This window comes from Pseudomonas kairouanensis, assembly GCF_004682055.1.
Lineage (GTDB): Bacteria > Pseudomonadota > Gammaproteobacteria > Pseudomonadales > Pseudomonadaceae > Aquipseudomonas > Aquipseudomonas kairouanensis.
In genome coordinates this window covers 1-26,838 of sequence record NZ_QUZU01000003.1, presented here as the reverse complement: position 1 = coordinate 26,838, position 26,838 = coordinate 1, and the positions used below count along the sequence as shown (strand labels likewise).

At 59.4% G+C, this 26,838-nt stretch carries 22 protein-coding genes; 10 read left to right on the top strand and 12 right to left on the bottom strand.

All coding sequences use genetic code 11. The features are described 5' to 3' along the window. Nucleotides 1-3: 3 nt before the first annotated feature. The 10 genes from DYL59_RS03960 to rpsB form a co-directional block, all read right to left on the bottom strand. Nucleotides 4-507 (bottom strand): OmpH/Skp family outer membrane protein, encoded by a 504-nt coding sequence (locus DYL59_RS03960; protein ID WP_003172279.1) that lies wholly within the window; start codon nucleotides 505-507, stop codon nucleotides 4-6. Nucleotides 508-552: 45 nt separating this feature from the next. Continuing rightward, nucleotides 553-2,940 (bottom strand): outer membrane protein assembly factor BamA, encoded by a 2,388-nt coding sequence (bamA, locus tag DYL59_RS03955; RefSeq protein ID WP_135287997.1) that lies wholly within the window; start codon nucleotides 2,938-2,940, stop codon nucleotides 553-555. A gap of 74 nt (nucleotides 2,941-3,014) precedes the next feature. Then, nucleotides 3,015-4,367 carry a sigma E protease regulator RseP gene (gene rseP, locus DYL59_RS03950; protein ID WP_135287996.1) on the bottom strand — a complete coding sequence of 451 codons (1,353 nt, stop codon included), beginning with the start codon at nucleotides 4,365-4,367 and terminating at the stop codon, nucleotides 3,015-3,017. A 54-nt stretch (nucleotides 4,368-4,421) separates the two neighbouring features. Further along, the gene (gene ispC / locus DYL59_RS03945; protein WP_135287995.1) at nucleotides 4,422-5,612 is read right to left on the bottom strand and encodes a 1-deoxy-D-xylulose-5-phosphate reductoisomerase; all 1,191 of its coding nucleotides are present in this window, start codon (nucleotides 5,610-5,612) and stop codon (nucleotides 4,422-4,424) included. Then, nucleotides 5,609-6,418, bottom strand: a complete 810-nt coding sequence (locus DYL59_RS03940; protein WP_135287994.1) for a phosphatidate cytidylyltransferase — start codon at nucleotides 6,416-6,418, stop codon at nucleotides 5,609-5,611. Before DYL59_RS03940 ends, ispC begins: the two co-directional genes overlap by 4 nt. Continuing rightward, entirely contained in the window at nucleotides 6,419-7,174 is a 756-nt protein-coding gene (gene uppS / locus DYL59_RS03935) for a polyprenyl diphosphate synthase (protein WP_016974405.1), read from the bottom strand. A 17-nt stretch (nucleotides 7,175-7,191) separates the two neighbouring features. After that, nucleotides 7,192-7,749, bottom strand: coding sequence for a ribosome recycling factor (gene frr, locus DYL59_RS03930; protein ID WP_122487867.1), 558 nt, complete (start codon nucleotides 7,747-7,749; stop codon nucleotides 7,192-7,194). Continuing rightward, entirely contained in the window at nucleotides 7,746-8,489 is a 744-nt protein-coding gene (gene pyrH, locus DYL59_RS03925; protein ID WP_003189161.1) for a UMP kinase, read from the bottom strand. Before pyrH ends, frr begins: the two co-directional genes overlap by 4 nt. Before the next feature lie 210 nt (nucleotides 8,490-8,699). Continuing rightward, nucleotides 8,700-9,563, bottom strand: coding sequence for a translation elongation factor Ts (tsf, locus tag DYL59_RS03920; protein WP_003231235.1), 864 nt, complete (start codon nucleotides 9,561-9,563; stop codon nucleotides 8,700-8,702). 192 nt (nucleotides 9,564-9,755) lie between these two features. Next, nucleotides 9,756-10,493: a 30S ribosomal protein S2 gene (gene rpsB, locus DYL59_RS03915; RefSeq protein ID WP_003189158.1), complete on the bottom strand. Its 738-nt coding sequence runs from the start codon at nucleotides 10,491-10,493 to the stop codon at nucleotides 9,756-9,758. Nucleotides 10,494-10,880: 387 nt separating this feature from the next. Between rpsB and map the strand changes: the two genes are divergently transcribed. From map to DYL59_RS03895, 4 genes are all read left to right on the top strand, one after another. After that, nucleotides 10,881-11,669, top strand: a complete 789-nt coding sequence (gene map / locus DYL59_RS03910) for a type I methionyl aminopeptidase (protein WP_135287993.1) — start codon at nucleotides 10,881-10,883, stop codon at nucleotides 11,667-11,669. 74 nt (nucleotides 11,670-11,743) lie between these two features. Beyond that, nucleotides 11,744-14,446 (top strand): [protein-PII] uridylyltransferase, encoded by a 2,703-nt coding sequence (locus DYL59_RS03905; protein WP_135287992.1) that lies wholly within the window; start codon nucleotides 11,744-11,746, stop codon nucleotides 14,444-14,446. A 177-nt stretch (nucleotides 14,447-14,623) separates the two neighbouring features. Beyond that, entirely contained in the window at nucleotides 14,624-15,823 is a 1,200-nt protein-coding gene (dapC, locus tag DYL59_RS03900; protein WP_135287991.1) for a succinyldiaminopimelate transaminase, read from the top strand. 281 nt (nucleotides 15,824-16,104) lie between these two features. Continuing rightward, nucleotides 16,105-17,229, top strand: coding sequence for a M12 family metallopeptidase (locus DYL59_RS03895; RefSeq protein ID WP_135287990.1), 1,125 nt, complete (start codon nucleotides 16,105-16,107; stop codon nucleotides 17,227-17,229). An 89-nt stretch (nucleotides 17,230-17,318) separates the two neighbouring features. On the opposite strand, the gene DYL59_RS03890 is transcribed toward DYL59_RS03895, so the two are convergent. Further along, nucleotides 17,319-18,965 carry a Na+/H+ antiporter gene (locus DYL59_RS03890; RefSeq protein ID WP_135287989.1) on the bottom strand — a complete coding sequence of 549 codons (1,647 nt, stop codon included), beginning with the start codon at nucleotides 18,963-18,965 and terminating at the stop codon, nucleotides 17,319-17,321. A gap of 214 nt (nucleotides 18,966-19,179) precedes the next feature. Between DYL59_RS03890 and DYL59_RS03885 the strand changes: the two genes are divergently transcribed. From DYL59_RS03885 to DYL59_RS03870, 4 genes are all read left to right on the top strand, one after another. Continuing rightward, on the top strand, nucleotides 19,180-19,542 hold the full coding sequence (locus DYL59_RS03885) for an ArsC family reductase (RefSeq protein WP_135288166.1): 363 nt from the start codon (nucleotides 19,180-19,182) through the stop codon (nucleotides 19,540-19,542). A 33-nt stretch (nucleotides 19,543-19,575) separates the two neighbouring features. Then, nucleotides 19,576-20,610, top strand: coding sequence for a 2,3,4,5-tetrahydropyridine-2,6-dicarboxylate N-succinyltransferase (dapD, locus tag DYL59_RS03880; protein ID WP_135287988.1), 1,035 nt, complete (start codon nucleotides 19,576-19,578; stop codon nucleotides 20,608-20,610). Nucleotides 20,611-20,674: 64 nt separating this feature from the next. Further along, the gene (locus tag DYL59_RS03875; protein ID WP_135287987.1) at nucleotides 20,675-21,880 is read left to right on the top strand and encodes an aminotransferase class V-fold PLP-dependent enzyme; all 1,206 of its coding nucleotides are present in this window, start codon (nucleotides 20,675-20,677) and stop codon (nucleotides 21,878-21,880) included. After that, nucleotides 21,877-22,290, top strand: coding sequence for a SufE family protein (locus tag DYL59_RS03870; protein WP_135287986.1), 414 nt, complete (start codon nucleotides 21,877-21,879; stop codon nucleotides 22,288-22,290). The genes DYL59_RS03875 and DYL59_RS03870 overlap by 4 nt, the downstream gene beginning before the upstream one ends. A gap of 108 nt (nucleotides 22,291-22,398) precedes the next feature. Here the strand turns inward: DYL59_RS03870 and tcdA are convergent, their stop codons facing one another. Then, nucleotides 22,399-23,208: a tRNA cyclic N6-threonylcarbamoyladenosine(37) synthase TcdA gene (gene tcdA, locus DYL59_RS03865; protein ID WP_420359263.1), complete on the bottom strand. Its 810-nt coding sequence runs from the start codon at nucleotides 23,206-23,208 to the stop codon at nucleotides 22,399-22,401. Between the two features lie 218 nt (nucleotides 23,209-23,426). Here tcdA and DYL59_RS03860 point away from each other — a divergent pair, with 218 nt between their 5' ends. Further along, nucleotides 23,427-26,018 carry a glycosyltransferase gene (locus DYL59_RS03860; RefSeq protein ID WP_135287984.1) on the top strand — a complete coding sequence of 864 codons (2,592 nt, stop codon included), beginning with the start codon at nucleotides 23,427-23,429 and terminating at the stop codon, nucleotides 26,016-26,018. A 226-nt stretch (nucleotides 26,019-26,244) separates the two neighbouring features. Then, on the top strand, nucleotides 26,245-26,838 hold a 594-nt coding region (locus tag DYL59_RS03855; RefSeq protein WP_135287983.1), incomplete at its 3' end, for a M20/M25/M40 family metallo-hydrolase.

Below are 26,838 nucleotides of genomic sequence, written 5' to 3'. Positions count from 1 at the left end.
GGCTTACTTCAGCTGGTTCATGCGCTCGATCACCTGACGGGTGATGTCGTATTGAGGCTTGACGTCGATCACAGCGCCACGCTCGAACACCAGGTCAAAGGCACCTTTCTTGATGACTTCTTCCACGGCGCTGTCGAGTTTCGGCTTCAGCTGTTTCAGCATTTCACGGTCGGCAACGGCCTTGGCTTCGTTCAGCTCCTTGGACTGGAACTGGTAGTCACGGGCCTTTTGCTTGAATTCAAGCTCCAGACGCTCGCGTTCGCCTTGCTGCATTTTGTCGCCACCGGCCACCAGACGATCCTGGATGCCCTTGGCGCTGCTTTCCAGGGTCTTGAGCTTGGTCAGTTGCGGACCGAATTTTTTCTCGGCATCCACGGCGTATTTCTTGGCCGCGTCGGATTCCAGCAGAGCCATCTGATAGTTCAGGACGGCGATTTTCATTTCGGCGAAGGCCGGGGTGGTCACCAGCACGGTGGCCAGCAGAACCAATTGAGTCAACTTACGCACGATGTACTCCTACAGAATCCGTTGTCGTTATCTTGGGTCAGACGCTTAGAACGTCTGGCCGAGGGAGAATTGGAAAATCTGGGTTTCAGCGTTGTCCGGTTTCTTGATCGGCATGGCCAGAGCAAAGCTCAATGGGCCAAGCGCAGTCACCCATGTCACACCCACACCCACCGAGCTTGCCAGGTTGCTCAGGCTCACGTCGTTGCATTGGGTTTCAGACTTAACGCCACTCGGGTTACGGATCTGCTCGCACTTGGAGTCGAACACGTTACCCACGTCCCAGAATACCGAAGTACGCAACGAACGCTGATCCTTGACGAACGGCAGCGGGAACAGAATCTCCGCACCACCCTGGATCAATACGTTACCACCGAACGGCAGCGGGTCGTTGTCGGAGTCAGCCACAGTGCCCTGGTTACCGGTTACGCCGACACCACGGCTTGGCGTACCACGCGGGCCCAAGGTGCTGTCTTTGAAGCCACGTACGGAGTTGAAGCCACCCGCGTAGTAGTTCTCGTAGAACGGTAGACCATTGGTGGAACCATAACCATCGCCATAACCCAACTCGGTGTGCAGGCGCATGGTGTAGTTATCGCTCAACGGCTGGAACAACTGGCCGCGGTAGTCGAGCTTGAAGAACGACAGGTCGCTGCCCGGCGTGGTGGTTTCCAGGGTCAGGCTCTGGGAATGGCCACGGGTTGCCAGTACCCCTTTGTTCAGGGTCGACTCGGACCAGCCGGCGGACGCCTTGAAGTTCAGGAACTTGTCGCCTTCACGACGGGTGAAGTCGAAGATTTCGTCCACGGTGTAGACGCCGGTCTTGATCTCATCCTGTTGCGCGGTCAGGCCGAAGGTCAGACGCGAGGTCTCACTGATCGGGTAGCCGATGTTCACGCCAGCACCCAGGCTGTCGATCGCATAGCTTGCAACGTCGACGTCGAGGTCCTTGTAGTCGGTGGTGCGGTAGAAGGCGTTGTAGCCCAGGCTCACACCGTCAGCAGTCCAGTAGGGGTCGACATAACCGAAGTTATAGCGGCTCTGGTATTCGCTTCGGGTCAGGCCGATGGAAACCTTGTTACCGGTACCAAGGAAGTTGTTCTGGGTAATCGAACCACCGAGGATCAGACCGGCACTCTGTGCAAAGCCGACGCTGGCAGTGATGGAACCCGAGGCTTGTTCTTCCACGGCGTAGTTAACGTCAACCTGGTCGTCTACACCCGGTACGGCCGGGGTTTCGACGTTGACTTCCTTGAAGAAGCCCAGGCGTTCAAGACGGGTCTTGGACTGGTCGATCAGGTAAGTCGATGCCCAGCCACCTTCCATCTGGCGCATTTCACGACGCAGCACTTCGTCCGCAGACTTGGTGTTGCCACGGAAGTTGATGCGGTTCACGTAGGCACGCTTGCCTGGATCGACGACGAAAGTGATGTCCACGGTGTGGTCATCATCGTGCGGAGTCGGCACGCCGTTGACGTTGGCGAAGGTATAGCCTTCGTTACCCAGGCGGCGGGTGATCAGTTCGGAGGTGGTGGTCATCAGCTTGCGCGAGAAGACCTGGTCTTTCTGCACCAGCAGCAGGGCCTTGACCTGGTCCTCAGGGACTTTCAGGTCGCCGCTGAGCTTGACGTCACGAACCTTGTACTTCTCGCCTTCGTTGACGTTGACAGTGATGTAGACGTGCTTCTTGTCCGGGGTGATGGACACCTGGGTCGAAGCGATATCCATGTTGATATAGCCACGGTCCAGGTAGTAGGAACGCAGACGCTCCAAGTCACCGGAGAGCTTTTCACGGGCGTACTTGTCGTCGTTCTTGAAGAACGACAGCCAGTTGGTGGTCTTGAGCTCGAACAGGTCGATCAGGTCATCATCGGAGAACTTGGTGTTGCCCACCACGTTGATGTGCTGGATCGCCGCCACGGTGCCTTCGTTGATGTTGACCTTGAGGCCCACACGGTTACGAGGCTGCGGGACCACTTCCGTTTCCACGGTGGCGGAGTAGCGGCCCTGGGCAACGTACTGGCGCTGCAGTTCGTTACGCACGCCTTCAAGGGTGGCGCGCTGGAAGATCTCGCCCTCGGCCAGGCCGGATTGTTTCAGACCTTTCATCAGGTCGTCAGTAGAGATCGCCTTGTTGCCTTCGATCTCGATACTGGCGACGGAAGGTCGCTCGACGACGGTGATGACCAGGACGTTGCCTTCGCGACCCAGTTGGATGTCTTGAAAGAAACCGGTTTTGAACAGCGCACGAGTGGATTCCACCAGGCGACGGTCATCAGCCTGTTCACCGACGTTCAACGGTAAGGCACCAAAGACGCTACCTGCGGAAACCCGCTGGAGGCCATTGACGCGAATATCGGAGATGGTGAAGGACTCGGCGTGAACTTCGGCGATCATCAATACGGTGAGAACCGCAGTTAGCAGCAGACGTTTCATGAAGTCCTTTCTTATTCCAACTGGCAATAAACAAACTGCCGCAAAATGCGGCAGATTCGCAATTCAGCGAAGCGTTACAGACGTCCCAGATCGTTGACCAAGGCTAACAACATCACCCCGACCACCAAACTGATACCGATCTGTATCCCCCAACCCTGCACCCGATCTGACAAGGGGCGACCACGCGCCCACTCGACCAGATAAAACAACAGATGCCCCCCATCCAATACTGGAATGGGCAGCAAATTCAGAACACCCAGGCTAATACTCAGATAAGCCAGGAAATTCAGGAAATCCGCGACACCCGACTGGGCAGAAGCGCCCGCCACTTTAGCAATGGTTATCGGTCCACTCAAGTTTTTTACCGAGAGCTCACCGAACAACATTTTCTTGAGGGATTCGAGGGTCAGCACACTCATGGTCCAAGTGCGTTTTGCACCTTCGCCAATCGCTGCCAACGGCCCGTAGCTGACCTCGCGCAGCATCGATGGTGGCCACTCAGGGCTCTTGACGCCAGCACCCAGGTAACCTCCGGCAGCCTTGGCCTCGCCCCGCACCGCCAGGGTAACGGGCACATCAATTTGAGCGCCCTCGCGCTCAACCTTCAGCACAATTTTGGTATCCGGGCGTACACGCACCCAATCGACCACTTGCTGCCATTCATTCACCGCCTGGCCATCGAGGGCCAGCAAGCGGTCGCCGGTTTTTAGACCTGCGGCTTGGGCCGGCCCCTTCGGATCCAGCTCGGCAAGCACCGGCGGCAGCGCCGGACGCCATGGGCGAATACCCAAGGACTTGATCGGATCAGGCTCATCAGCGCCCTTGAGCCAGTGGTCAAGCGCCAACGTTCGCGGGGTCTCGGCGGTGGAATCCTGCTCACGCACCACCACATCGACCGTGCCACTTTCACCCAGGCGACGAACCAACTGCAAATTGACCGCCCCCCAACCTGCAGTGGGTTCGCCATCAATGGAAACAATTTCCTGACCTGCGACCAGCCCGGCCTTCTCCGCCATGCTGCCCGCCTCGACCGCACCTATCACCGGGCGCATCTGCTGGCTGCCCATCATGGCCAAGACCCAGAAAAACACCATGGCCAACAGGAAGTTGGCGATCGGACCAGCGGCAACAATGGCGATACGCTGACGAACGGTCTTGCGGTTGAAGGATTGGTCCAACTGATCGGCCGGCACTTCGCCTTCGCGCTCATCGAGCATCTTGACGTAGCCACCCAGCGGGATGGCCGCAATCACGAACTCGGTGCCACGACGGTCGTGCCAGCGCAACAAAGGCATGCCGAAACCGACGGAAAAGCGCAGTACCTTGACGCCGCAACGACGCGCCACCCAAAAGTGGCCGAATTCGTGGAAGGTAACCAGCACACCCAGAGCAACCAGGGTGCCGACAATCATATAAAGCGCACTCATCTAATTTCTCCGCATTCCAATCCAGTGCCTGCAAGGCTCAAACGCGCCCACCGGCTAACGCGCGTTGCGGCTCAACCATTGTTCAGCCAGGGCGCGGGCCTTGGTGTCGGCCTCGAACACTGCACCCAGGTCATTGACCGCGACGACCGGCTCAAGCGCCAGCACGTCCTCGATGATACTCGCGATCTGCGGAAAGCGGATGCGCCCATCGAGAAACGCCGCCACCGCCACTTCATTGGCCGCATTGAGCATGGCCGGCGCGCTGTTTCCCTCTTGCGCCGCCTGCCGTGCCAGGCGCAGGCAAGGAAAGCGCTGTTCATCCGGCGCCTCGAAATCCAGGCGCGCAATGGCAAACAGGTCCAGCGGCGCCACGCCGGAATCAATGCGCTCTGGCCAGGCCAGTGCGTTGGCGATAGGCGTGCGCATATCGGGGTTGCCCAATTGAGCCAATACCGAGCCGTCCACGTAGTCGACCAGGGAATGAATCACACTTTGCGGGTGGATCACCACCTCGACTTGATCGGGACGTGCATCGAACAACCAACAGGCCTCGATCAACTCCAGGCCCTTATTCATCATGCTCGCCGAATCCACGGAAATCTTGCGCCCCATGGACCAGTTAGGGTGTGCGCACGCCTGGTCAGGCGAGACATGCTCAAGCTGCGCCAGCGGCGTCTGCCTGAACGGACCACCGGAGGCGGTCAGCAGGATGCGACGCACCCCCACCTGGCCCAGGCCACGGGCATAGTCGCCAGGCATGCACTGGAAGATTGCGTTGTGCTCGCTGTCGAGCGGCAGCAGCACGGCGCCGCTTTTACGCACCGCCTGCATAAAGAGTGCACCGGACATGACCAACGCTTCTTTGTTGGCCAACAGGATCTTTTTGCCCGCATCAACGGCCGCCAGCGTCGGGCGAAGCCCCGCAGCGCCTACGATCGCCGCAACCACCGTATCGACCTCGGCATCCGCCGAGACCTGGCAGAGCCCCTCCTCCCCCACCAACACCTGTGTGGCGAGGCCGGCAGCCCGCAAGTCATCCTGCAAGCCACGCGCCGCTGAAGGCTCAGGGACGACGGCATAACGCGGCGCATGGCGTACGCACAATGCCAGTAGCTCAGCCAGGCGGGTAAAACCCGTCAGGGCGAAGACCTGGTAGCGATCCGGATGACGCGCGATCACGTCCAGCGTACTCAAGCCTACCGAGCCGGTTGCACCCAGCACGGTCACTTGTTGCAGGCGGCTCACGAAGCGGTCATCCACAACAGCACGGCAAAGATCGGGATCGCAGCGGTGAGGCTGTCGATACGATCCAGCACGCCTCCGTGACCCGGCAGCAGGTTACTGCTGTCCTTGATCCCGGCCTGGCGCTTGAACATGCTTTCGGTGAGGTCACCCACTACCGAAATGAATACGACGATGGCGGTACCCAGCAAGGCCAGGAAGATTTCCTTCACTGACCAGTCACGCACAATGCCCACCACCAATGTGATCAACAGTGTCAGCGCCAGGCCACCGTACACGCCCTCCCAGCTTTTGCCCGGGCTGACAGCCGGCGCCAGCTTGCGCTTGCCGAAGGCCCGACCGGAGAAGTAGGCACCAATGTCGGCCCCCCACACCAATACCATCACGGCCATGATCAGCCAGTTACCCATCGGCGAATTCTTGATTTCCACCAGCCCTTGCCAGGCCGGCAGCAGGATCAACAAGCCGATCACCAGCTTGCTGGCGACGCTGGACCAATGGCCGCTGGTACGGGGGAAGGTCAGCACCAGGAAGGTCGCCAGCGCCCACCACAGCACCGCCGCCCCCAACACCCAGGGCACGACGACGGTAGACAGGGTGTGCATCAGAAACAGCAACAGCGCGACCACAGCGGCATACACCACCCGTGGCAGCTGCGCATTGAAGCCCGCCAGGCGCGCCCATTCCCAGGCGCCAAGGGTAACGACCACGCCAATAAACAGCGCAAAACCGGAACCATCGAGCAGGAAAAACCCGCACAAGGCGATCGGCAACAGGATCAGTGCTGTGATGATTCGTTGTTTAAGCATTTAAACCCGGGCTCCAGCTTCGATCTGCTCGCTCGTTTTACCGAAGCGACGCTGACGGGAAGCGAAATCGGCCAGCGCATTACGCATGGCATCGTGTTTGAAGTCCGGCCAGAACAGGTCGGAGAAATACAATTCGGTGTAGGCAAGCTGCCACAGCAGGAAATTGCTGATGCGGTGCTCGCCACCGGTGCGGATGCACAAGTCCGGCAACGGCAGGTCACCGGTGACCAGGCAGGTCTGCAGCAGCTCGGGAGTGATGTCGTCCGGCCGCAGATGACCGGCCTGCACCTCGCGCGCCAATCGCTGCGCGGCCTGGGCAATATCCCACTGGCCACCGTAATTGGCTGCGATCTGCAACACAAAACGGTTGGCACCCGCGGTAATGGCTTCAGCCTCGCGCATGGCCGCCTGCAATTCCGGGTGGAACCGCGAGCGATCCCCGATGATGCGTAGGCTGATATTGTTGTCATTGAGGCGTTTGGCCTCACGGCGCAACGCCTTGAAGAACAGGTCCATCAAGGCACTGACTTCCTCGGCCGGGCGCTGCCAGTTTTCACTGGAGAAGGCGAACAAGGTCAGCACTTCGACCTTGGCCTCGGCGCACACCTCAATCACGGCCCGCACCGCATCGACACCCGCTTTATGCCCGGCAACACCCGGCATAAAGCGTTTCTTCGCCCAGCGATTATTCCCATCCATGATGATCGCGACATGGCGCGGCACCACGGAGGGTACAGTCTGCTTGGTCTTTTCCATGAAGGCGTCCTGACCCCTTATACGGCCATCAGGTCCTTTTCTTTTTCTTCCGTGGCCTTGGTGATCTGGGCCTCGGCATCCTTGGTCAGCTTGTCGATATCAGCAACGGCACGACGTTCTTCGTCTTCGCTGATTTCCTTGTCCTTGACCAGCTTCTTCAGGTCACCCAAGGCATCGCGACGGATGTTGCGCACGGCAACACGGGCGTCTTCGGCGGCACTGCGGGCCTGCTTGGTGAAGCCCTTGCGGGTTTCTTCAGTCAGGGCCGGCATGGAGATCAGCAGCAACTCACCCAGGTTGGTCGGGTTGAGGTTCAAGCCGGCGCTCTGGATGGCCTTGTCGACCGCGCCCAGCATGTTGCGCTCAAAGGCTACAACTTGCAGGGTGCGCGAGTCTTTAACGGTAATGTTGGCGACACTGCTGATAGGCGTGTCGGAGCCATAGTAAGGCACCATCACGCTACCCAGGATGCTTGGGTGCGCCTTGCCGGTACGGATCTGGCCGAATGCGTGGCTCAGGGATTCCAGGGATTTCTGCATACGCGCCTGGGCGTCTTTCTTGATTTCGTTGATCATTGTTGGCCTTCCTCGATCAGAGTCCCTTCCGCGCCGCCGTGTACGATATTCAGCAGGGCGCCGGGCTTGTTCATGTTAAATACGCGCAGCGGCATCTTGTGGTCGCGGCACAGGCAAATAGCCGTCAGGTCCATCACGCCCAGCTTGCGATCCAGTACTTCATCGTAGGTCAGATGATCGAACTTCTCGGCATGCGGGTCTTTGAATGGGTCTGCGGTGTACACGCCGTCTACCTTGGTCGCCTTCAACACGACGTCAGCATCGATCTCGATAGCGCGCAGGCACGCAGCCGAATCGGTAGTGAAGAACGGATTGCCGGTACCGGCAGCAAAGATCACCACTTCCTTGGAGTTCAGGTGGCGCATGGCTTTGCGGCGATCATAGTGGTCGGTCACGCCCACCATGGAAATAGCCGACATCACGATAGCCGAGATATTGGCACGCTCCAGGGCGTCGCGCATGGCCAGGGCGTTCATCACAGTGGCCAGCATGCCCATGTGGTCGCCGGTGACCCGATCCATACCGGCCGCACTCAGTGCTGCACCACGGAACAGGTTGCCGCCGCCGATCACCAGGCCGACCTGAACGCCAATACCAACAAGTTGGCCGACTTCCAGTGCCATGCGGTCGAGCACCTTGGGATCGATCCCGAACTCTTCCGAGCCCATCAGGGCCTCGCCGCTAAGCTTGAGTAGAATGCGTTTATAGCGAGCCTGATAACCACTGCCCTGCTGAGCCATTGCGAATCTCTCCTGCGGCGTATTTTTTAAAAATTCTTGGCGAGCCGTTTACGGCTTGCGTTCACTCTAGCTGGACGCTAACACAGCGCCATCGGAACACGGCTTTGTAAGCCAGTTCCGAAGGTAAGCCAAATAAAATCGGCTTCCCATTTGAAAAGAGGCTGCGCGCGTGAGCGGGCAGCCTCTTTCGGGCGACAGTTGAAAACTGTCTTATTGCTTGGCGGCAGCCAGCTGGGCAGCAACTTCTTCAGCGAAGTTGTCGACCGGCTTCTCGATGCCTTCGCCTACTTTGAAGTAAGTGAAGGAAACGATTTCGGCACCGGCTTTCTTAGCCAGTTCGCCAACCTTGATTTCAGGGTTCTTGACGAACGCCTGCTCAACCAGGCTTGCTTCGGCCAGGAACTTGCTGATACGGCCTTTGACCATGTTCTCAACAATGTTTTCTGGCTTGCCTTTGATTTTTTCTTCGTTCAGCTGCAGGAACACAGCTTTTTCACGCTCGATCGCTTCGGCAGATACTTCCGAAGGCAGCAGGAACTCAGGGTTGCTGGCTGCTACGTGCATAGCGATGTCTTTGGCCAGCTCGACGTTGCCGCCTTTCAGGACAACGGCAACACCGATCTTGTTGCCGTGCAGGTAGCCACCAACAACATCACCTTCAACGCGAACCAGGCGACGGATGTTGACGTTTTCGCCAACCTTGCCGACCAGTACCAGGCGATCAGCTTCTTGAGCTTCGATCAGCGGAGCGACGTCAGTCAGCTTGTCGGCGAACGCTTTTTCAACGCTGGCAGCAACGAAAGCCTTGAAGTCGTCTTGCAGGGCCAGGAAGTCGGTCTGCGAGTTCACTTCCAGCAGGACAGCAGATTTGCCGTCTTCTTTCAGAGCGATCGCGCCTTCAGCAGCTACGTTGCCTGCTTTCTTGGCAGCCTTGATGGCGCCAGAAGCACGCATGTCATCAATGGCTTTTTCGATGTCGCCGTCAGCCTTTTCCAGGGCTTTCTTGCAATCCATCATGCCTTCGCCGGTACGCTCACGCAGTTCTTTAACCAACGCTGCAGTAATTGCTGCCATTTTCAAATTCCTCTTGGATAGGTTTTCAACCATTCCACCCGATCGAACGGGGGATCAATTCTTCCCGAATCACCCTTGTAGGCCGCTGCACGTTACAGAAGATGTAGCTGCGCTGCCGACAAACGGTTTTCGAGGTGGCAAAAAGGGGGCCAAGCCCCCTTTTTGCTTACTGAGTCAACGCCAGGGCGCTAATTACTCAGCGGCAGCTACCGGAGCTTCTTCAACGAACTGCTCGGTACCACCAGCAACGTGGTTGCGACCACGGATTACAGCGTCAGCCATCGAACCCATGTACAGCTGGATAGCGCGGATTGCGTCATCGTTGCCTGGGATGATGTAGTCAACGCCTTCCGGGCTGCTGTTGGTATCGACTACGCCGATAACAGGGATGCCCAGCTTGTTGGCTTCGGTGATCGCGATGCGCTCGTGATCAACGTCGATAACGAACAGTGCGTCAGGCAGACCGCCCATGTCCTTGATACCACCCAGGGAACGATCGAGCTTTTCCAGGTCACGGGAGCGCATCAGCGCTTCTTTCTTGGTCAGCTTGGCGAAAGTACCGTCTTCGGCTTGCACTTCAAGGTCACGCAGACGCTTGATGGAAGCACGGATGGTTTTGAAGTTGGTCAGCATGCCGCCCAACCAGCGGTGATCGACGTACGGCGAACCGCAACGTGCTGCTTCTTCAGCAACGATCTTGCCAGCGGAACGCTTGGTGCCGACGAACAGGATCTTGTTTTTGCCCTGGGCCAGACGCTCTACGAAAGTCAGAGCTTCGTTGAACATTGGCAGGGTTTTTTCAAGGTTGATGATGTGGATCTTGTTACGCGCGCCGAAAATGTATTTACCCATTTTCGGGTTCCAGTAACGGGTCTGGTGACCGAAGTGCACACCGGCCTTCAGCATATCGCGCATGTTGACTTGGGACATGATAGTTCCTTAATAAGTCGGGTTTGGCCTCCACGTATCCCAATGACCAACCAGCGGCTTCAAGGCCTCCGGCACCCAGGTCATCGTGTCGACACGTGTGTGGATTTAAGCTTTGCGGGGTATCCCCGGAAAGCGGCGCATTTTATACCACAGCATCGGCAAAAACGAAACCCGCAATCACGTTTGCCATCGACCGCTTTCGCGTAAGCCCTTGAATAGAGCCCAGTTGCCCTTACCCTATAGAGAGAAGCGATCATCAGAGGCTCATGATTTGACGCCATCGTCTGATAGAATCGCGTTTTTTGTGGCTTGTGCGAATTCTGTAACCTTTTGTCGCACGCCCGTAAACCGAATTGATTTCAGCGCGTTGCGCTAGAGAGAGCCTGTATGACCGTTAGTTTGAAAACCGCCGAAGACATCGCCGGCATGCGCATCGCCGGCAAACTGGCTGCCGACGTGCTGGAAATGATCGCCGAGCACGTCAAGCCCGGCGTCACCACCGAGACCCTGAACCAGATCTGCCACGACTATATCGTCAACGTGCAAGGAGCGATCCCTGCGCCGCTGAACTACAAGGGCTTCCCCAAGTCGATCTGCACCTCGGTCAACCATGTGGTCTGCCACGGCATTCCGGGCGACAAGCCGTTGAAGGACGGCGATACCCTGAACATCGACGTCACCGTGATCAAGGACCGCTACTTCGGCGACACCAGCCGCATGTTCCACGTCGGCACCGTACCGGTCTGGGCCGAGCGCCTGTCCCAGGTGACCCAGGAATGCATGTACAAGGCCATCGAGATCGTCAAGCCCGGCTGCCGCCTGGGGGACATCGGTGAAGTGATCCAGAAGCACGCCGAAAAGAACGGTTTCTCGGTGGTGCGCGAGTTCTGCGGCCATGGCATCGGCACGGTGTTCCACGAAGAACCTCAGATCCTGCACTACGGCCGCGCCGGCACCGGCATGGAGCTCAAGGCAGGCATGACCTTCACCATCGAACCGATGATCAACCAGGGCAAGGCCGACACCAAGGTGCTGGGCGACGGCTGGACCGCCATCACCAAGGACCGCAAGCTCTCGGCCCAGTGGGAACACACCCTGCTGGTCACCGAGACCGGCTACGAGATCTTCACCCTGCGCGCCGACGACACGATCCCACGCGTTTCGGCTGCTGTTTAGGTGTAAGCGGCGTTGCCCAGGTTTTCCCCAGCGTGTTGTAACTGACTCATATAGATAGAAAGGAAAGCCGATCGATGCCCCAGGTGGATCCCGAACTCTTCGACCGCGGCCAGTTCCAGGCCGAACTGGCCCTGAAGGCGAGCCCCATCGCCGCTTTCAAGAAGGCGATCCGTCAGGCCCGCGAGGTGCTCGACGAGCGCTTTCGCAGCGGCCGGGACATTCGCCGGCTGATCGAGGACCGCGCCTGGTTCGTCGATAACATCCTGCAAAAGGCCTGGGAACAGTTCAGCTGGAGTGAAGACGCCGATATCGCCCTGGTGGCGGTCGGCGGTTACGGGCGTGGCGAACTGCACCCGTACTCTGACATCGACCTGCTGATCCTGCTGGACAGCGCCGACCATGAGATCTTTCGCGATTCCATCGAGCGGTTTCTCACGCTGCTGTGGGACATCGGCCTGGAAGTCGGCCAGAGCGTGCGCTCGGTGGATGAATGCGCCGAAGAAGCCCGCGCCGACCTCACCATCATTACCAACCTGATGGAAAGCCGCACCATTGCTGGGCCAGAGCGTCTGCGCCAGCGCATGCTCGAAGTCACCAGCACCGCGCACATGTGGCCGAGCAAGGAGTTCTTCCTGGCCAAGCGCGCCGAGCAGAAGGCCCGGCACCACAAGTACAACGACACTGAATACAACCTGGAACCCAACGTCAAAGGCTCGCCGGGCGGTTTGCGGGACATCCAGACGATTTTGTGGGTTGCCCGTCGCCAGTACGGCACCCTGAACCTGCGGGCCCTGGCCGGCGAAGGCTTTTTGGTGGAGAGCGAAAACGCCCTGCTGGCTTCGTCCCAGGAATTCCTGTGGAAAGTGCGCTACGCCCTGCACATGCTGGCCGGGCGGTCCGAAGACCGCCTGCTGTTCGACCATCAGCGCTCCATCGCCACCTTGCTGGGCTTTGAAGGCGAGGATGCGAAGACCAGTATCGAAAGCTTCATGCAGCAGTACTACCGGGTGGTGATGAGCATTGCCCAGCTCAGCGACCTGATCATCCAGCATTTCGAAGAAGTGATCCTGGCCCCTGAAGACGAAGCGCCGCCGCAGCCAATCAACGCGCGCTTCCAGCTGCACGACGGCTACATCGAGGCACGCAACGACAACGTGTTCCGCCGCACGCCGTTCGCCATGCTGGAGATCTTCGTGTTGATGGCCCAGCAGCCGGAAATCAAAGGCGTGCGCGCCGATACCATCCGCCTGCTGCGGGAAAACCGTCACCTGATCGATGACGAGTTCCGCAATGACATCCGCAACACCAGCCTATTCATCGAGCTGTTCAAGTGCAAGATCGGCATTCACCGCAACCTGCGTCGGATGAACCGTTACGGCATCCTCGGCCGCTACCTGCCGGAGTTCGGCTTTATCGTCGGGCAGATGCAGCACGACCTGTTCCACATTTATACCGTGGACGCCCACACCCTGAACCTGATCAAGCACCTGCGTAAGCTGCAGTACACCCAGGTGTCAGAGAAATTCCCGCTGGCCAGCAAGCTTATGGCCAAGCTGCCCAAACCCGAACTGATCTACCTGGCCGGGCTGTACCACGACATCGGCAAAGGCCGTCATGGCGACCACTCGGAAGTCGGCGCGGTTGACGCCGAAGCCTTCTGCCAGCGCCACCAGTTGCCGCTGTGGGACAGCCGCCTGATCGTCTGGCTGGTGCAGAACCACTTGGTGATGTCCACCACCGCCCAGCGCAAGGATTTGTCCGACCCGCAGGTGATCCACGACTTCGCCGGTATCGTCGGCGACGAAACCCGCCTCGACTACCTGTACGTGCTGACCGTCTCCGACATCAATGCCACCAACCCCACGCTGTGGAATTCCTGGCGCGCCAGCCTGTTGCGCCAGCTGTACACCGAGACCAAGCGCGCCCTGCGCCGCGGCCTGGAAAACCCGGTGGACCGCGAAGAACAGATCCGCCGCACTCAAAGCGCGGCCCTGGATATTCTGGTACGCGGCGGCAACGACCCGGACGACGTCGAGCAACTGTGGTCGCAACTGGGGGACGACTACTTCCTGCGCCACACTGCCGGCGACGTGGCCTGGCACAGCGACGCGATCCTGCAGCAACCGGTCGATGGCGGCCCGCTGGTGCTGATCAAGGAAACCACCCAGCGCGAATTCGAGGGCGGCACGCAGATCTTCATCTATGCGCCCGACCAGCACGACTTCTTCGCCGTGACCGTGGCCGCCATGGACCAGCTCAACCTGAACATCCATGACGCACGGGTGATCACCTCCAGCAGCCAGTTCACCCTCGACACCTACATCGTGCTCGACACCGAGGGCGAGTCGATCGGCGACAACCCGGCGCGGGTGAAAAAGATCCGCGAAGGCCTGACCGAGGCCCTGCGCAACCCTGACGACTACCCGACCATCATCCAGCGCCGGGTACCGCGCCAGCTCAAGCACTTTGCATTCGCGCCCCAGGTGACCATTTCCAACGACGCCCAGCGTCCGGTGACGGTACTGGAACTCAGCGCGCCGGATCGTCCGGGCCTGTTGGCACGCATCGGCGGGATTTTCCTGGAGTTCGACCTGTCGTTGCAGAACGCCAAGATTGCGACGCTTGGTGAGCGCGTGGAAGACGTATTCTTCCTTACCGACGCCGACAACCAGCCGCTGTCCGACCCGGAACTGTGCCTGCGCTTGCAGGCAGCCATCGTGGAGCAGTTGAGCGTGACCCAAGAGCCGGGCGTCGAGTTGACCCGCCTGACCATCTGAACATCCAATTTCACTGTGGGAGCCGGCTTGTGTGGGAGCGGGCTTGCTCGCGAATGCGGTGTATCAGCCGCATATAAGCTGACTGTTCCACCGCTTTCGCGAGCAAGCCCGCTCCCACATTGGAGTTGCTTTGCCCAGTAGACCGCATGTTTTCAACCGAATTGAACGAGATTTTCGATGAACAACGCCCTGAACCAACTCCAGCCCTACCCGTTCGAAAAACTGCGCGCCCTGCTGGGTAGCGTCACGCCAAACCCGGACAAACGCCCGATCGCCCTGTCCATCGGCGAGCCCAAGCACAAATCCCCAACCTTCGTGGCCGAGGCGCTGAGCAATAACCTCGACCAGATGGCGGTTTACCCCACCACCCTGGGCATCCCGGCTTTGCGCGAGGCCATCGGCGCCTGGTGCGAACGCCGCTTCAATGTGCCCAAGGGCTGGCTCGACCCAGCGCGCAACATCCTGCCGGTCAACGGCACCCGCGAAGCGCTGTTCGCCTTTACCCAGACCGTGGTCAATCGCGGTGACGATGCGCTGGTGGTGAGCCCGAACCCGTTCTACCAGATCTACGAAGGCGCAGCCTTCCTCGCCGGGGCCAAGCCGCACTACCTGCCGTGCCTGGACAGCAATGGCTTCAACCCGGACTTCGACGCCGTTACGCCGGATATCTGGAAGCGCTGCCAGATTCTGTTCCTTTGCTCCCCTGGCAACCCCACCGGTGCTTTGATCCCGGTCGAGACGTTGAAAAAACTCATCGCCCTGGCCGACGAATACGACTTCGTGATCGCCGCCGACGAGTGCTACAGCGAACTGTACTTCGACGAACAAACCCCGCCGCCGGGCCTGCTGAGCGCCTGCGTGGAACTGGGCCGCCAGGACTTCAAGCGTTGCGTGGTGTTCCACAGCCTGTCCAAGCGCTCCAACCTGCCGGGCCTGCGCTCGGGTTTTGTGGCGGGTGACGCTGACATCCTCAAGGCCTTCCTGCTGTACCGCACCTACCACGGCTGCGCGATGCCGGTGCAAACCCAGCTTGCGAGCATTGCTGCCTGGCAGGATGAGGCCCACGTACTGGCCAACCGTGACCTGTACCGCGAGAAGTTCGACGCCGTATTGGCGATCCTCAAGCCGGTGTTGGACGTGCAAAGCCCGGACGGTGGTTTCTACCTGTGGCCGAATGTGAATGGCGACGATGCCGCGTTCTGCCGCGACTTGTTCGTCGAAGAGCATGTGACCGTGGTGCCGGGGTCGTACCTTTCCCGCGAAGTGGACGGCTTCAACCCAGGCGCCGGGCGTGTGCGACTGGCGCTGGTTGCGCCGTTGGCGGAGTGTGTGGAAGCGGCGGAGCGGATTCGGGATTTCATTCAACGCAACAAGTAACTGCACCAAACCCGCACTGCGCAATGCAGTGCGGGCAGTACCCGAGGGGAGAACAGTACCGCTCTTGGCGTCATCACCCCTTGAGAAAGACCCAGCAACTCCCGCCATAAAAAAATACCTATCACTGGAACCTGTAAGCCGCACGGACCACATAACGTACGATTCAGTATCTTCCAGACTGAAGATTCATTTATCACGTTATCTTCGCCAGTTGGCCCTCTTAGGGGTTACCAGCTATCGCGTAGCGCTCGCCAAAGCACTTACACAGGCTTCAACATCCTATGAACACAATAGTTCGCCCCTACAGCCCTCAAAATGCCACCCCCACAATTTCAAACTATTCCAACGACAACCAACCACAAACTACCGACTCCGCACCGGTTATTAGAACTAAACGTGGTATCGGAGCGACTGGCCGAAAATGGCCACAGCACTCAACCATCACTATTGCACTCAACGGGATGACCAAAGACCAACAAAAACTCGTAAAACAAGGTCTTGGCAAGATCACCCCGCACATCAACCTGAATTTCAAATACGTTCCAGGCCCCGATGCGGATATCCGTATAAGCCCTAGCAGTGAAAAAGGCTCCAATGGATCTTCACGCGTGGGTACGGATGCAAAAAGATCGAATCCGCTGGAGCCCACCATGCTCTTCGACTTCAACCGCCCGCCGGAAAACATAATTGCCACCGTGATACATGAGGGTTTGCACGCTATTGGTGTTTTACATGAGCATCAGCACCCGGACCGCAAGATAAGTTTTGATGAGGAAGAGCTAAAACCTCGTTTCGAAGGCTCCAAGAACCCAGAAAAAGATATAAAAAACAACATAACAAACATCATAAAGCGGCAAAAAAAGGGCCCCACTTTTACACAGTACGACCCGAAATCAATCATGCATTACGAGTTCACTTCAAAAGAACTAAATGGCGCTCCTGCCATACCGAAAAACAATCAGCTTTCAGAAGGTGACATAGCACTCCTGCGTACGCTATACCCTCCACGAACAGGCCCATCTATCAAGGACACTGTCGAAAAACTAAACGCTACTGTTGTGCTGAATAAACTCTGGCCTGCTGTTTCAACTGTCACGATTTCATTACTCGACATGACTGACGAGCAGAAAAAATTTATCACTCACAACATAAAAAAATTACAACCTCATTTAAGCACTCAAACCCAGTTCACCGACCAGGCAGATGGCGATATCCGGATTTCGTTGAGTACCGATGGCAAGTCATGGTCTGCGATTGGCTCCGATGCCAGAAACATCGACCCCTCAGGTCCCACCATGAGTCTTCACTGGGGGGGCAACAAAAAGGATACCGCTCGCGCGGTTAAGCAACTATTTGCACAAGCGTTAGGATTCACCAATATTACCCTTCCAAAAAACACTGCCTGATCTCAACACTGACCTGTTACACCGCTCGACAACGGCAGACTTCGTCTCAGGGAAGGGGGAAATGTCCGAAAATTCAGACCCTACATCGATCATGCCTTCGCTGTCCCAAGATTCGCCTCACTCATATCCAACTCCGCCAACACCTCGCGCAAAACGTCATCACCAATCTGGTGATGACGGCTTAAGCTATACAACTCCAAGCGCTGTGCCCGCAGGGCCTTGAGGCGCAATTTGCGTTCAAGCAGGTCCATCTGCTGTGCCAGGGCCTGGGCCTCGGCCGAGTCGTTGAACACCTCCAATTGATGGCGGTATTCCGACATCAGCCGTGCCTTCAACTCAGCGGCGAGCGCGGCCTGGGCGGCGTCCTGGGTTTCCGCTTCTGCGGGCTCTTCGGCTTCAAGCGCGTGGATCGCTGCGACCGCAGTCTTCTTCCAGGCCTCACGCACTTCGTTATGGCGTTTTTCATCCGGGCTTTTCTCGATGCCACGCAACAGCAGGGGCAAGGCGACGCACGCGGCAACCAGCGACAGCAGGATCACCCCGGCCGCAATAAAGATCAGCAAGTCGCGCTCAGGGAAGTCCTGGCCCGGCGCCAGCAGCAACGGCACCGACATCACACCGGCCAGGGTCACCGCACCGCGCACGCCACCGACGGTCAGCAGCCAGCAGGAGCGTGCGGTGGGCACCAGGGTCAGTTCACTTTTCCCACGCAGCTTGCGCAGTAAGCCCGACAGGCGCCAGATGCTTTGCACCCAGATAAACCGCAGCAGCACCAACACCAGGAAGATCGCGATCACATCCAGGCAACGATAGAACAGGGTCGGCCACAGGGTTGGCTCGTGACTCACCACGGCCTTGATGATGTCCGGCAGTTGCAAGCCCAGCAGCAGGAAGATCAAGCCATTGAAGGAAAACTCCAGCAACGACCAAACACTGCGGTTGAGCAGGCGCGTACTGGTCTGGCGCGGCAGCAGGTCGAGCCAGCTTTGCATCATGCCCGCCGCCACCGCCGAGAGAATGCCAGACGCCCCTAGGCGTTCAGCCAGCACATAGGCGGCAAACGGCAGCAGCAACATGAACACAACGTGAGTCGCCGGGTCGTCCCAGCCACGGGCGATCATCCAGGCGCGCAAGCGGCCCACCAACCAGCTAAGCGCCACACCCACCGCCAGGCCGCCCACTGCGACCAGCACGAACGTTAGGCTGGCATCCGCCAGGGAAAACACCCCGGTCAACGCCGCTGCCAAGGCGAACTTGAAGGTCACCAGACCCGAAGCATCGTTCATCAACGCTTCGCCCTGCAGCATATGCATCAAGGGCGTGGGCAGGCGGTTCTGGGAAATGGCCGACACCGCCACGGCATCCGTCGGCGACAGCACCGCCGCCAGGGCGAAGGCCACCGGCAGCGGGATCGTAGGCAAAATCCAGTGAATGAAGTAACCCGCGCCGACCACCGTGAACAGCACCAACCCCACCGCCAGCGTCAGGATGGGCCCGCGCAGCCGCCACAATTCGCGCTTGGGCATACGCCAGCCATCGGAGAACAGCAGCGGCGGCAGGAACAGAAACAGGAACAACTCCGGGTCCAGCGCCACATGCAGGCCCAAGGTGGGCCAGGCCAGCAAGGCACCGGCCGCGATCTGCACCAGAGGCAACGGCAGAGGGATGACACGCCCGACCAGACGCGAAACGCTGACCAGCATCAGCAGGATAAGAACGGTGTAGGCGGTTTGCATAAAGCGGGTTTCCCGGACAATCGACTTACTACGACACACATCAGGCAACGACGCACAGTTGAAGTGCCATATTAGCCGGCTATGTTACCGGCCTGGCTGCCAACAGGCATTTGCACATAAGTCGCACGCCAGCATGACGGGAGGCACCACGGGCGCCTGGTCGTGGCATAATCCCGGACCTTTGGTTTCCAGCATCTTAAAGGGGGGCAATTCCTTGACCGCTTCAAGCAAAACGTTGCACCTTTTCGGCATCAAAGCGTGCGACACCATGAAAAAGGCGCGCACCTGGCTCGATGAGCACGCTGTGAGCTATGAGTTCCACGACTACAAAACGGCCGGTATCGACCGCGAACACTTGACCCAATGGTGCAACGAGCACGGTTGGCAGGTGGTTTTGAACCGTGCGGGCACCACCTTTCGCAAACTCGAAGACGAACGCAAAGCCGATCTCGATCAGTCGAAAGCCATTGAATTGATGCTCGCACAACCCTCGATGATCAAGCGCCCGGTGCTCGATCTCGGTGACAGAACCCTGATTGGCTTCAAGCCAGATATTTATTCGGCGGCCCTCAAGTAGGCCAGCCCTTACCATTTTTGTAGAGGTAACAGCATGTCCAATTCCCTGTTCAGCCTGGGCTTCGGCGTCGGCACTCAGAACCGCCAAGGTGCTTGGCTGGAAGTGTTTTACGCACAACCCCTGCTCAACCCATCGGCCGACATCGTCGCGGCGATCGCTCCGATCCTCGGTTACACCGAAGGCAACCAGGCCATTACCTTCACCGTTGCCCAGGCGCTGCAATTGGCTGACGCCCTCAAAGGCGTCGACGCGGCCCAAGCGGCCCTGCTGAGCCGCCTGGCTGAAAGCCACACCCCACTGGTCGCCACCCTGCTGGCCGAAGACGCCGCGCTGACCTCCACCCCTGAGGCGTACCTCAAGCTGCACCTGCTGTCCCATCGCCTGGTCAAGCCTCACGGCCTGAGCCTGGCCGGTGTGTTCCCGCAACTGCCGAACGTGGCCTGGACCAGCCAGGGTGCCATCGACATCAGCGAACTGGCCGAACGCCAGCTGGAAGCACGCCTGCGTGGCGAGTTGCTGGAAGTGTTCTCGGTGGACAAGTTCCCGAAAATGACCGACTACGTGGTACCGGCCGGCGTGCGTATCGCTGACGCCGCGCGTATCCGCCTGGGCGCCTACGTGGGCGAAGGCACCACCGTGATGCACGAAGGTTTCGTCAACTTCAACGCGGGCACCGAAGGCCCGGGCATGATCGAAGGCCGTGTATCGGCGGGCGTGTTCGTCGGCAAGGGTTCGGACCTGGGCGGCGGTTGCTCCACCATGGGCACCCTGTCGGGTGGCGGCAACATCGTGATCAAGGTCGGCGAAGGCTGCCTGATCGGCGCCAATGCCGGTATCGGTATCCCGTTGGGCGACCGCAACACCGTGGAATCTGGCCTGTACGTCACCGCCGGCACCAAGGTTGCGCTACTGGACGAGCAGAACCAACTGGTCAAAGTGGTCAAGGCGCGTGACTTGGCCGGCCAGCCAGACCTGCTGTTCCGCCGCAACTCCGAGACCGGTGCCGTGGAATGCAAAACCCACAAATCGGCCATCGAACTGAACGAAGCGCTGCACGCTCACAACTAAGCAGCCACTCGATGCCACTAGCGGGCCCCGATCCTGGGGCTCGCTTATACGAGTCTTGACCACCATGCTTGTGCCCTCCCCCTGGCGCGCCGATTTCCCGGCCATCGCCACCCTGCAACGGCAAGACCAGACCTATCTGGACAACGCCGCTACCACGCAAAAACCTCAGGCCCTGTTGGATGCCATCAGCCATTACTACGCCAACGGCGCAGCCAATGTGCACCGTGCCCAGCATTTGCCGGGGGCCCATGCGACCCAGGCGTTCGAAGACAGCCGCAGCAAGGTCGCACAATGGTTGAACGCAGGTGACAGCGGGCAAATCGTGTTTACCCACGGCGCAACCTCTGCGCTGAACCTATTGGCCTACGGCCTGGAGCATCTATTCAATGCGGGCGATGAGATTGTCATCAGCGCCCTGGAACACCACGCCAACCTGCTGCCCTGGCAGCAATTGGCCAAGCGCCGCGCCCTGGAATTGATCGTGCTGCCCCTGGGTGAGGACGGCGTGATTGACCTCGCCGCCGCCGCCGAGTTGATCGGCCCACGCACTCGCCTGCTGGCGGTGAGCCAGCTGTCCAACGTACTGGGGGCCTGGCAACCCCTCGAAGCGCTGCTGGCCCTGGCGCGCCCCCATGGCGCCCTGACGGTCATCGACGGCGCCCAAGGCATTGTCCATGGCCGCCATGACGTGCAGGCCCTGGGGTGCGATTTCTATGTATTTTCCAGCCACAAGCTGTACGGCCCGGACGGCGTTGGCGTGATGTTTGGCCGCAATGAAGCCCTGCATCACCTGCGCCACTGGCAGTTTGGCGGCGAGATGGTGCAACTGGCCGACTACCACAGCGCCAGTTTTCGCCCTGCCCCCCTGGGTTTCGAAGCCGGTACACCGCCGATTGCCAGCGTGATCGGCCTGGGTGCCAGCCTGGATTACCTGAGTTCGCTGGATCAGGCGGCCGTGATTGCCCATGAGGCGGCGCTGCATGACTACCTGTTGCGCGGCCTCAAGGCGCGCAATGGCGTGCAGGTGCTGGGCTCGCCCCAGGTGGCGCTGGTGAGTTTTGTGGTCGAGGGGGTACACAACGCCGACCTCGCGCACCTGCTGACCGAGCAGGGCATTGCCGTGCGTGCCGGCCATCATTGTGCGATGCCGTTGCTCAAGGCGATGCACTTGTCGGGGGCGATCCGCGTGTCGCTTGCGCTGTATAACGATTCCGATGACCTGGAGCGCTTTTTTGAGGCGCTGGATCAGGCACTGGACATGCTGCGATGAGCCTGCCCGTTGATGCCGCCACGGCCCTTGAAGCCTTCCAGGCCGTCGGCAGTTGGGAACAGCGCGCGCGCATGCTGATGCAATGGGGCGAGCGCATGCCACCCTTGACCGTCGAGGATAAAGTCGACGCCAACCTGGTGCAGGGCTGTGAGAGCCTGGTGTGGTTGGTGGGGCACTTGCGCGATGGCTATTGGCAGTTTGCGGCTGCCAGCGATGCACGCTTGATTCGTGGGTTGGTGGCGTTGTTGCTGGCGCGGGTCAATGGACTGTCTGCCGCCGAGTTGCAGGTGGTCGATCTGCCGGACTGGTTCAATCAACTGGGCCTATCGCGCCAACTGTCACCGTCGCGAAGCAATGGCCTGAATGCAGTGCTGCAGCGCATGCGGGCGTTGAGCCTTACACAAAACTAAATGTGGGAGCGGGCTTGCTCGCGAAAGCGGTGTGTCAGTCGATACATCATTGCCTGAACCACCGCATTCGCGAGCAAGCCCGCTCCCACATGTTGAATTGTGCAAGGTTCAGGCAGGCTTGACCCGCTCCGACGGCCTGCGCACCCCGGCCACAATTTTGTCCACCGCCTTGGTCGCCGCCACCATGCCAAACGTGGCCGTGACCATCATCACCGCGCCAAACCCACCGGCGCAGTCCAACTTCACGCCATCGCCGACAAAACTCTTCTGCAAGCAGATGCTGCCATCCGGCTTGGGATAGCGCAGTTGCTCGGTAGAGAACACACACGGCACGCTGTAGTGGCGGGTCACGGTGCGGCTGAAGCCGTAGTCACGGCGCAAGGTTGAACGCACTTTCGACGCCAGCGGGTCATTGAACGTGCGGTTGAGGTCGCACACCTGAATCAACGTCGGGTCGATCTGCCCGCCAGCACCGCCGGTGGTGATGATCTGGATTTTGCGGCGCTTGCACCAGGCGATCAGCGCAGCCTTGGCGTTGACGGCGTCGATGCAGTCGATCACGCAATCGATAGTGGGCGTGATGTATTCGGCCATGGTGTCGCGCGTCACGAAGTCAGCCACCGCATGCACCGTGCAATCGGGGTTGATACCACGCAGGCGCTCGGCCATCACCTCGACCTTGGGTTTGCCCACGGTGCCGTCCAGCGCATGCAACTGGCGGTTGCTGTTACTGACACAGACATCGTCCAGGTCAAACAGCGAGATCTCGCCCACCCCACACCGAGCCATGGCTTCTGCCGCCCACGACCCCACGCCGCCAACGCCGACAATCGCCACATGCGCCGCCTTCAAGCGTTCCAGGCCTTCAATGCCATACAAGCGGGCGACGCCTGCAAACCGTGGATCTTCTGTACTCATGACCATTACCCCAAAAACCGGCGCGCATTATGGACTACGCAGCGACAAGTTCGAAGCGACAAGCTACAAGTAAAGAACTTAGATGACCTTTCGCTGACTAACGTCCGGCTTTTCTCTGTCGGCTATACGCTTAAGGGAAGCGTCGGTGTAGGATGCGCGCCGTTCGGCGCAAGCCGGCACCTCTTTTCGTTCCACACCCTTTGGAACCCGAAATAACCATGGCATCGCGTAAATTTGGACTCAACCTGGTGATCGTGCTGGCAATCGCCGCGCTGTTCACCGGTTTCTGGGCGTTGATCAACCGCCCGGTCACCGCCCCCAACTGGCCAGAGCAGATCTCCGGTTTTTCCTACTCGCCGTTCCAACAAGGCCAGTTCCCACAGAAAAACCAATTCCCCACCGATGAGCAGATGCGCCGCGACCTCGAGATCATGAGCAAGCTGACGGACAACATCCGTACTTACTCGGTCGACGGCACCCTGGGCGACATCCCGAAACTGGCCGAAGAATTCGGCCTGCGGGTGACCCTCGGTATCTGGATCAGCCCGGACCTGGAACGTAATGAGCGGGAAATCCAGCGCGCCATCGAAATCGCCAACAGCTCACGCAGTGTGGTGCGGGTGGTGGTCGGCAACGAAGCGGTGTTCCGCAAGGACATCACGCCTGAGGCGCTGATCGTGCTGCTGGACCGGGTTCGCGCCGCCGTAAAAGTGCCGGTAACGACGTCCGAGCAATGGGACATCTGGGAAAAGAACCCACAGCTGGCCAAGCACGTCGATTTGATCGCCGCGCACATCCTGCCGTTCTGGGAATACATTCCGATGGACAAGGCCGGCCAATACGTACTCGACCGCGCCAAAGACCTGAAGAAACTGTTCCCGAAAAAGCCCCTGCTGCTGTCGGAGGTAGGCTGGCCGAGCAACGGCCGGATGCGCGGTGGCAACGAAACGTCGCCAGCAGACCAGGCAATTTACCTACGTACACTGGTGAACAAACTCAATCGCCAGGGTTACAACTACTTCGTGATCGAAGCGTTCGATCAGCCATGGAAAGTCAGCGACGAAGGCTCGGCCGGGGCGTACTGGGGTGTATTCAACGGCGCACGCCAACAGAAATTCAATTTTGAAGGTCCGGTGGTGGCGATCCCGCAATGGCGCGTGCTGGCCATTGGTTCGGTGGTGCTGGCGCTGCTGTCCCTGACCCTGCTGATGATCGACGGCTCGGCCCTGCGCCAGCGTGGCCGTACCTTCCTGACCTTTATCGCGTTTCTGTGCGGTTCGGTGCTGGTGTGGATCGGCTACGACTACAGCCAGCAATACAGCACCTGGTTCAGTGTGACCGTGGGTATCCTTCTGGCCCTCGGCGCCCTTGGCGTGTTTATCGTGCTGCTGACCGAAGCCCATGAACTGGCCGAAGCAGTGTGGACTCACAAACGTCGACGTGAATTCCTACCCGTGGAAGGGGATTCGGACTACCGCCCAAAAGTGTCGATCCATGTGCCGTGCTACAACGAGCCGCCGGAGATGGTCAAACAGACCCTCGACGCCCTGGCCGCGCTGGATTATCCGGACTACGAAGTCCTGATCATCGACAACAACACCAAGGACCCTGCGGTTTGGGAACCGGTGCGCGACTACTGCGAAACCCTGGGCCCGCGCTTCAAGTTCTTCCACGTCGCGCCCCTGGCCGGCTTCAAGGGTGGCGCGCTGAACTACCTGATCCCGCACACGGCCAAGGACGCCGAAGTGATCGCGGTGATCGACTCGGACTACTGCGTGTCGCCCAACTGGCTCAAGCACATGGTGCCGCACTTCGCCGACCCGAAAATCGCCGTGGTGCAGTCGCCGCAGGACTACCGCGACCAGAACGAAAGCACCTTCAAGAAGCTCTGCTACGCCGAATACAAGGGCTTTTTCCATATCGGTATGGTGACGCGCAACGACCGTGACGCGATCATCCAGCACGGCACCATGACCATGACCCGTCGCTCGGTGCTCGAAGAACTGGGCTGGGCCGACTGGTGCATCTGTGAAGACGCCGAACTGGGCCTACGGGTATTCGAGAAAGGCCTGTCGGCCGCGTATTACCACGACAGCTACGGCAAAGGCCTGATGCCCGATACCTTTATCGACTTCAAGAAGCAGCGTTTCCGCTGGGCCTACGGAGCGATCCAGATCATCAAGCGTCACACCGCAAGCCTTCTGCGCGGCAAGGACACCGAGTTGACCCGTGGCCAGCGCTACCACTTCCTCGCGGGCTGGTTGCCGTGGGTGGCCGATGGCATGAACATCTTCTTCACCGTGGGCGCGTTGTTGTGGTCGGCGGCGATGATCATCGTGCCGACGCGGGTTGACCCTCCGTTGCTGATTTTCGCGATCCCGCCGTTGGCGCTGTTTGTGTTCAAGGTAGGCAAGATCATCTTCCTCTACCGCCGTGCGGTGGGCGTGAACCTCAAGGATGCGTTCTGCGCCGCATTGGCTGGCCTGGCGTTGTCCCATACCATCGCCAAGGCGGTGCTGTATGGCTTCTTCACCAGCAGTATTCCGTTCTTTCGTACACCGAAAAACGCGGATAACCACGGCTTCTGGGTAGCTATTTCCGAAGCCCGCGAAGAGATGTTCATCATGCTGCTGTTGTGGGGGGCGGCGCTGGGGATCTACCTGGTGCAGGGCCTGCCGAGCAATGACATTCGCTTCTGGGTGGTGATGCTGCTGGTTCAGTCGCTGCCGTACGTGGCGGCGCTGGTCATGGCGTTCCTGTCGTCGCTGCCGAAACCTTCGGTAGCTGCGGAGCCCGCACCCGCTGCGTAAAAACTTGCGCAATGCACTAAACGGCGGCCTCTGGTCGCCGTTTTGCTATAAGATAACGGCCGTTTTGCAAACCTTACAGATGACCCCTGTAGGAGCGAGCTTGCTCGCGAAAACCGTCAACGATGGCACGGGCATCCAGAATGCACGCGGCACCCTTGGGCTTTTCGCGAGCAAGCTCGCTCCTACAGGGGTTAGAACGTTGTCGCCTCGATTTCCGGAGTTTTCCATGACGGCCCATGCCGACCTTTCGCCGACCCTTCAACTTGCCATCGACCTGATCCGTCGCCCCTCCGTGACGCCGATCGACGCCGATTGCCAGAAGCTGATGATGCAGCGCCTGGGCGACGCCGGTTTTGCGCTGGAGCCGATGCGCATCGAAGATGTGGACAACTTCTGGGCCACCCACGGCAAGCACGACGGCCCGGTGCTGTGCTTTGCCGGCCACACCGACGTGGTGCCGACCGGCCCGGTGCAGGCCTGGCAGAACGACCCGTTCGACGCGTTGATCGATGAAAACGGCATGCTCTGCGGGCGTGGCGCCGCCGACATGAAAGGCAGCCTGGCTGCGATGCTGGTGGCCTCCGAGCGTTTTGTCGCCGACTACCCGGACCATAAAGGCTCGGTGGCCTTTTTGATCACCAGCGACGAAGAAGGCCCGGCGCACCACGGCACCAAAGCGGTGATCGAGCGCCTGGCCGCCCGCAAGGAGCGCCTGGACTGGTGCATCGTCGGTGAACCGTCGAGCACCACACTGGTGGGCGATGTGGTCAAGAACGGCCGTCGCGGTTCCCTCGGCGCCACCCTGACCGTACGCGGTGTA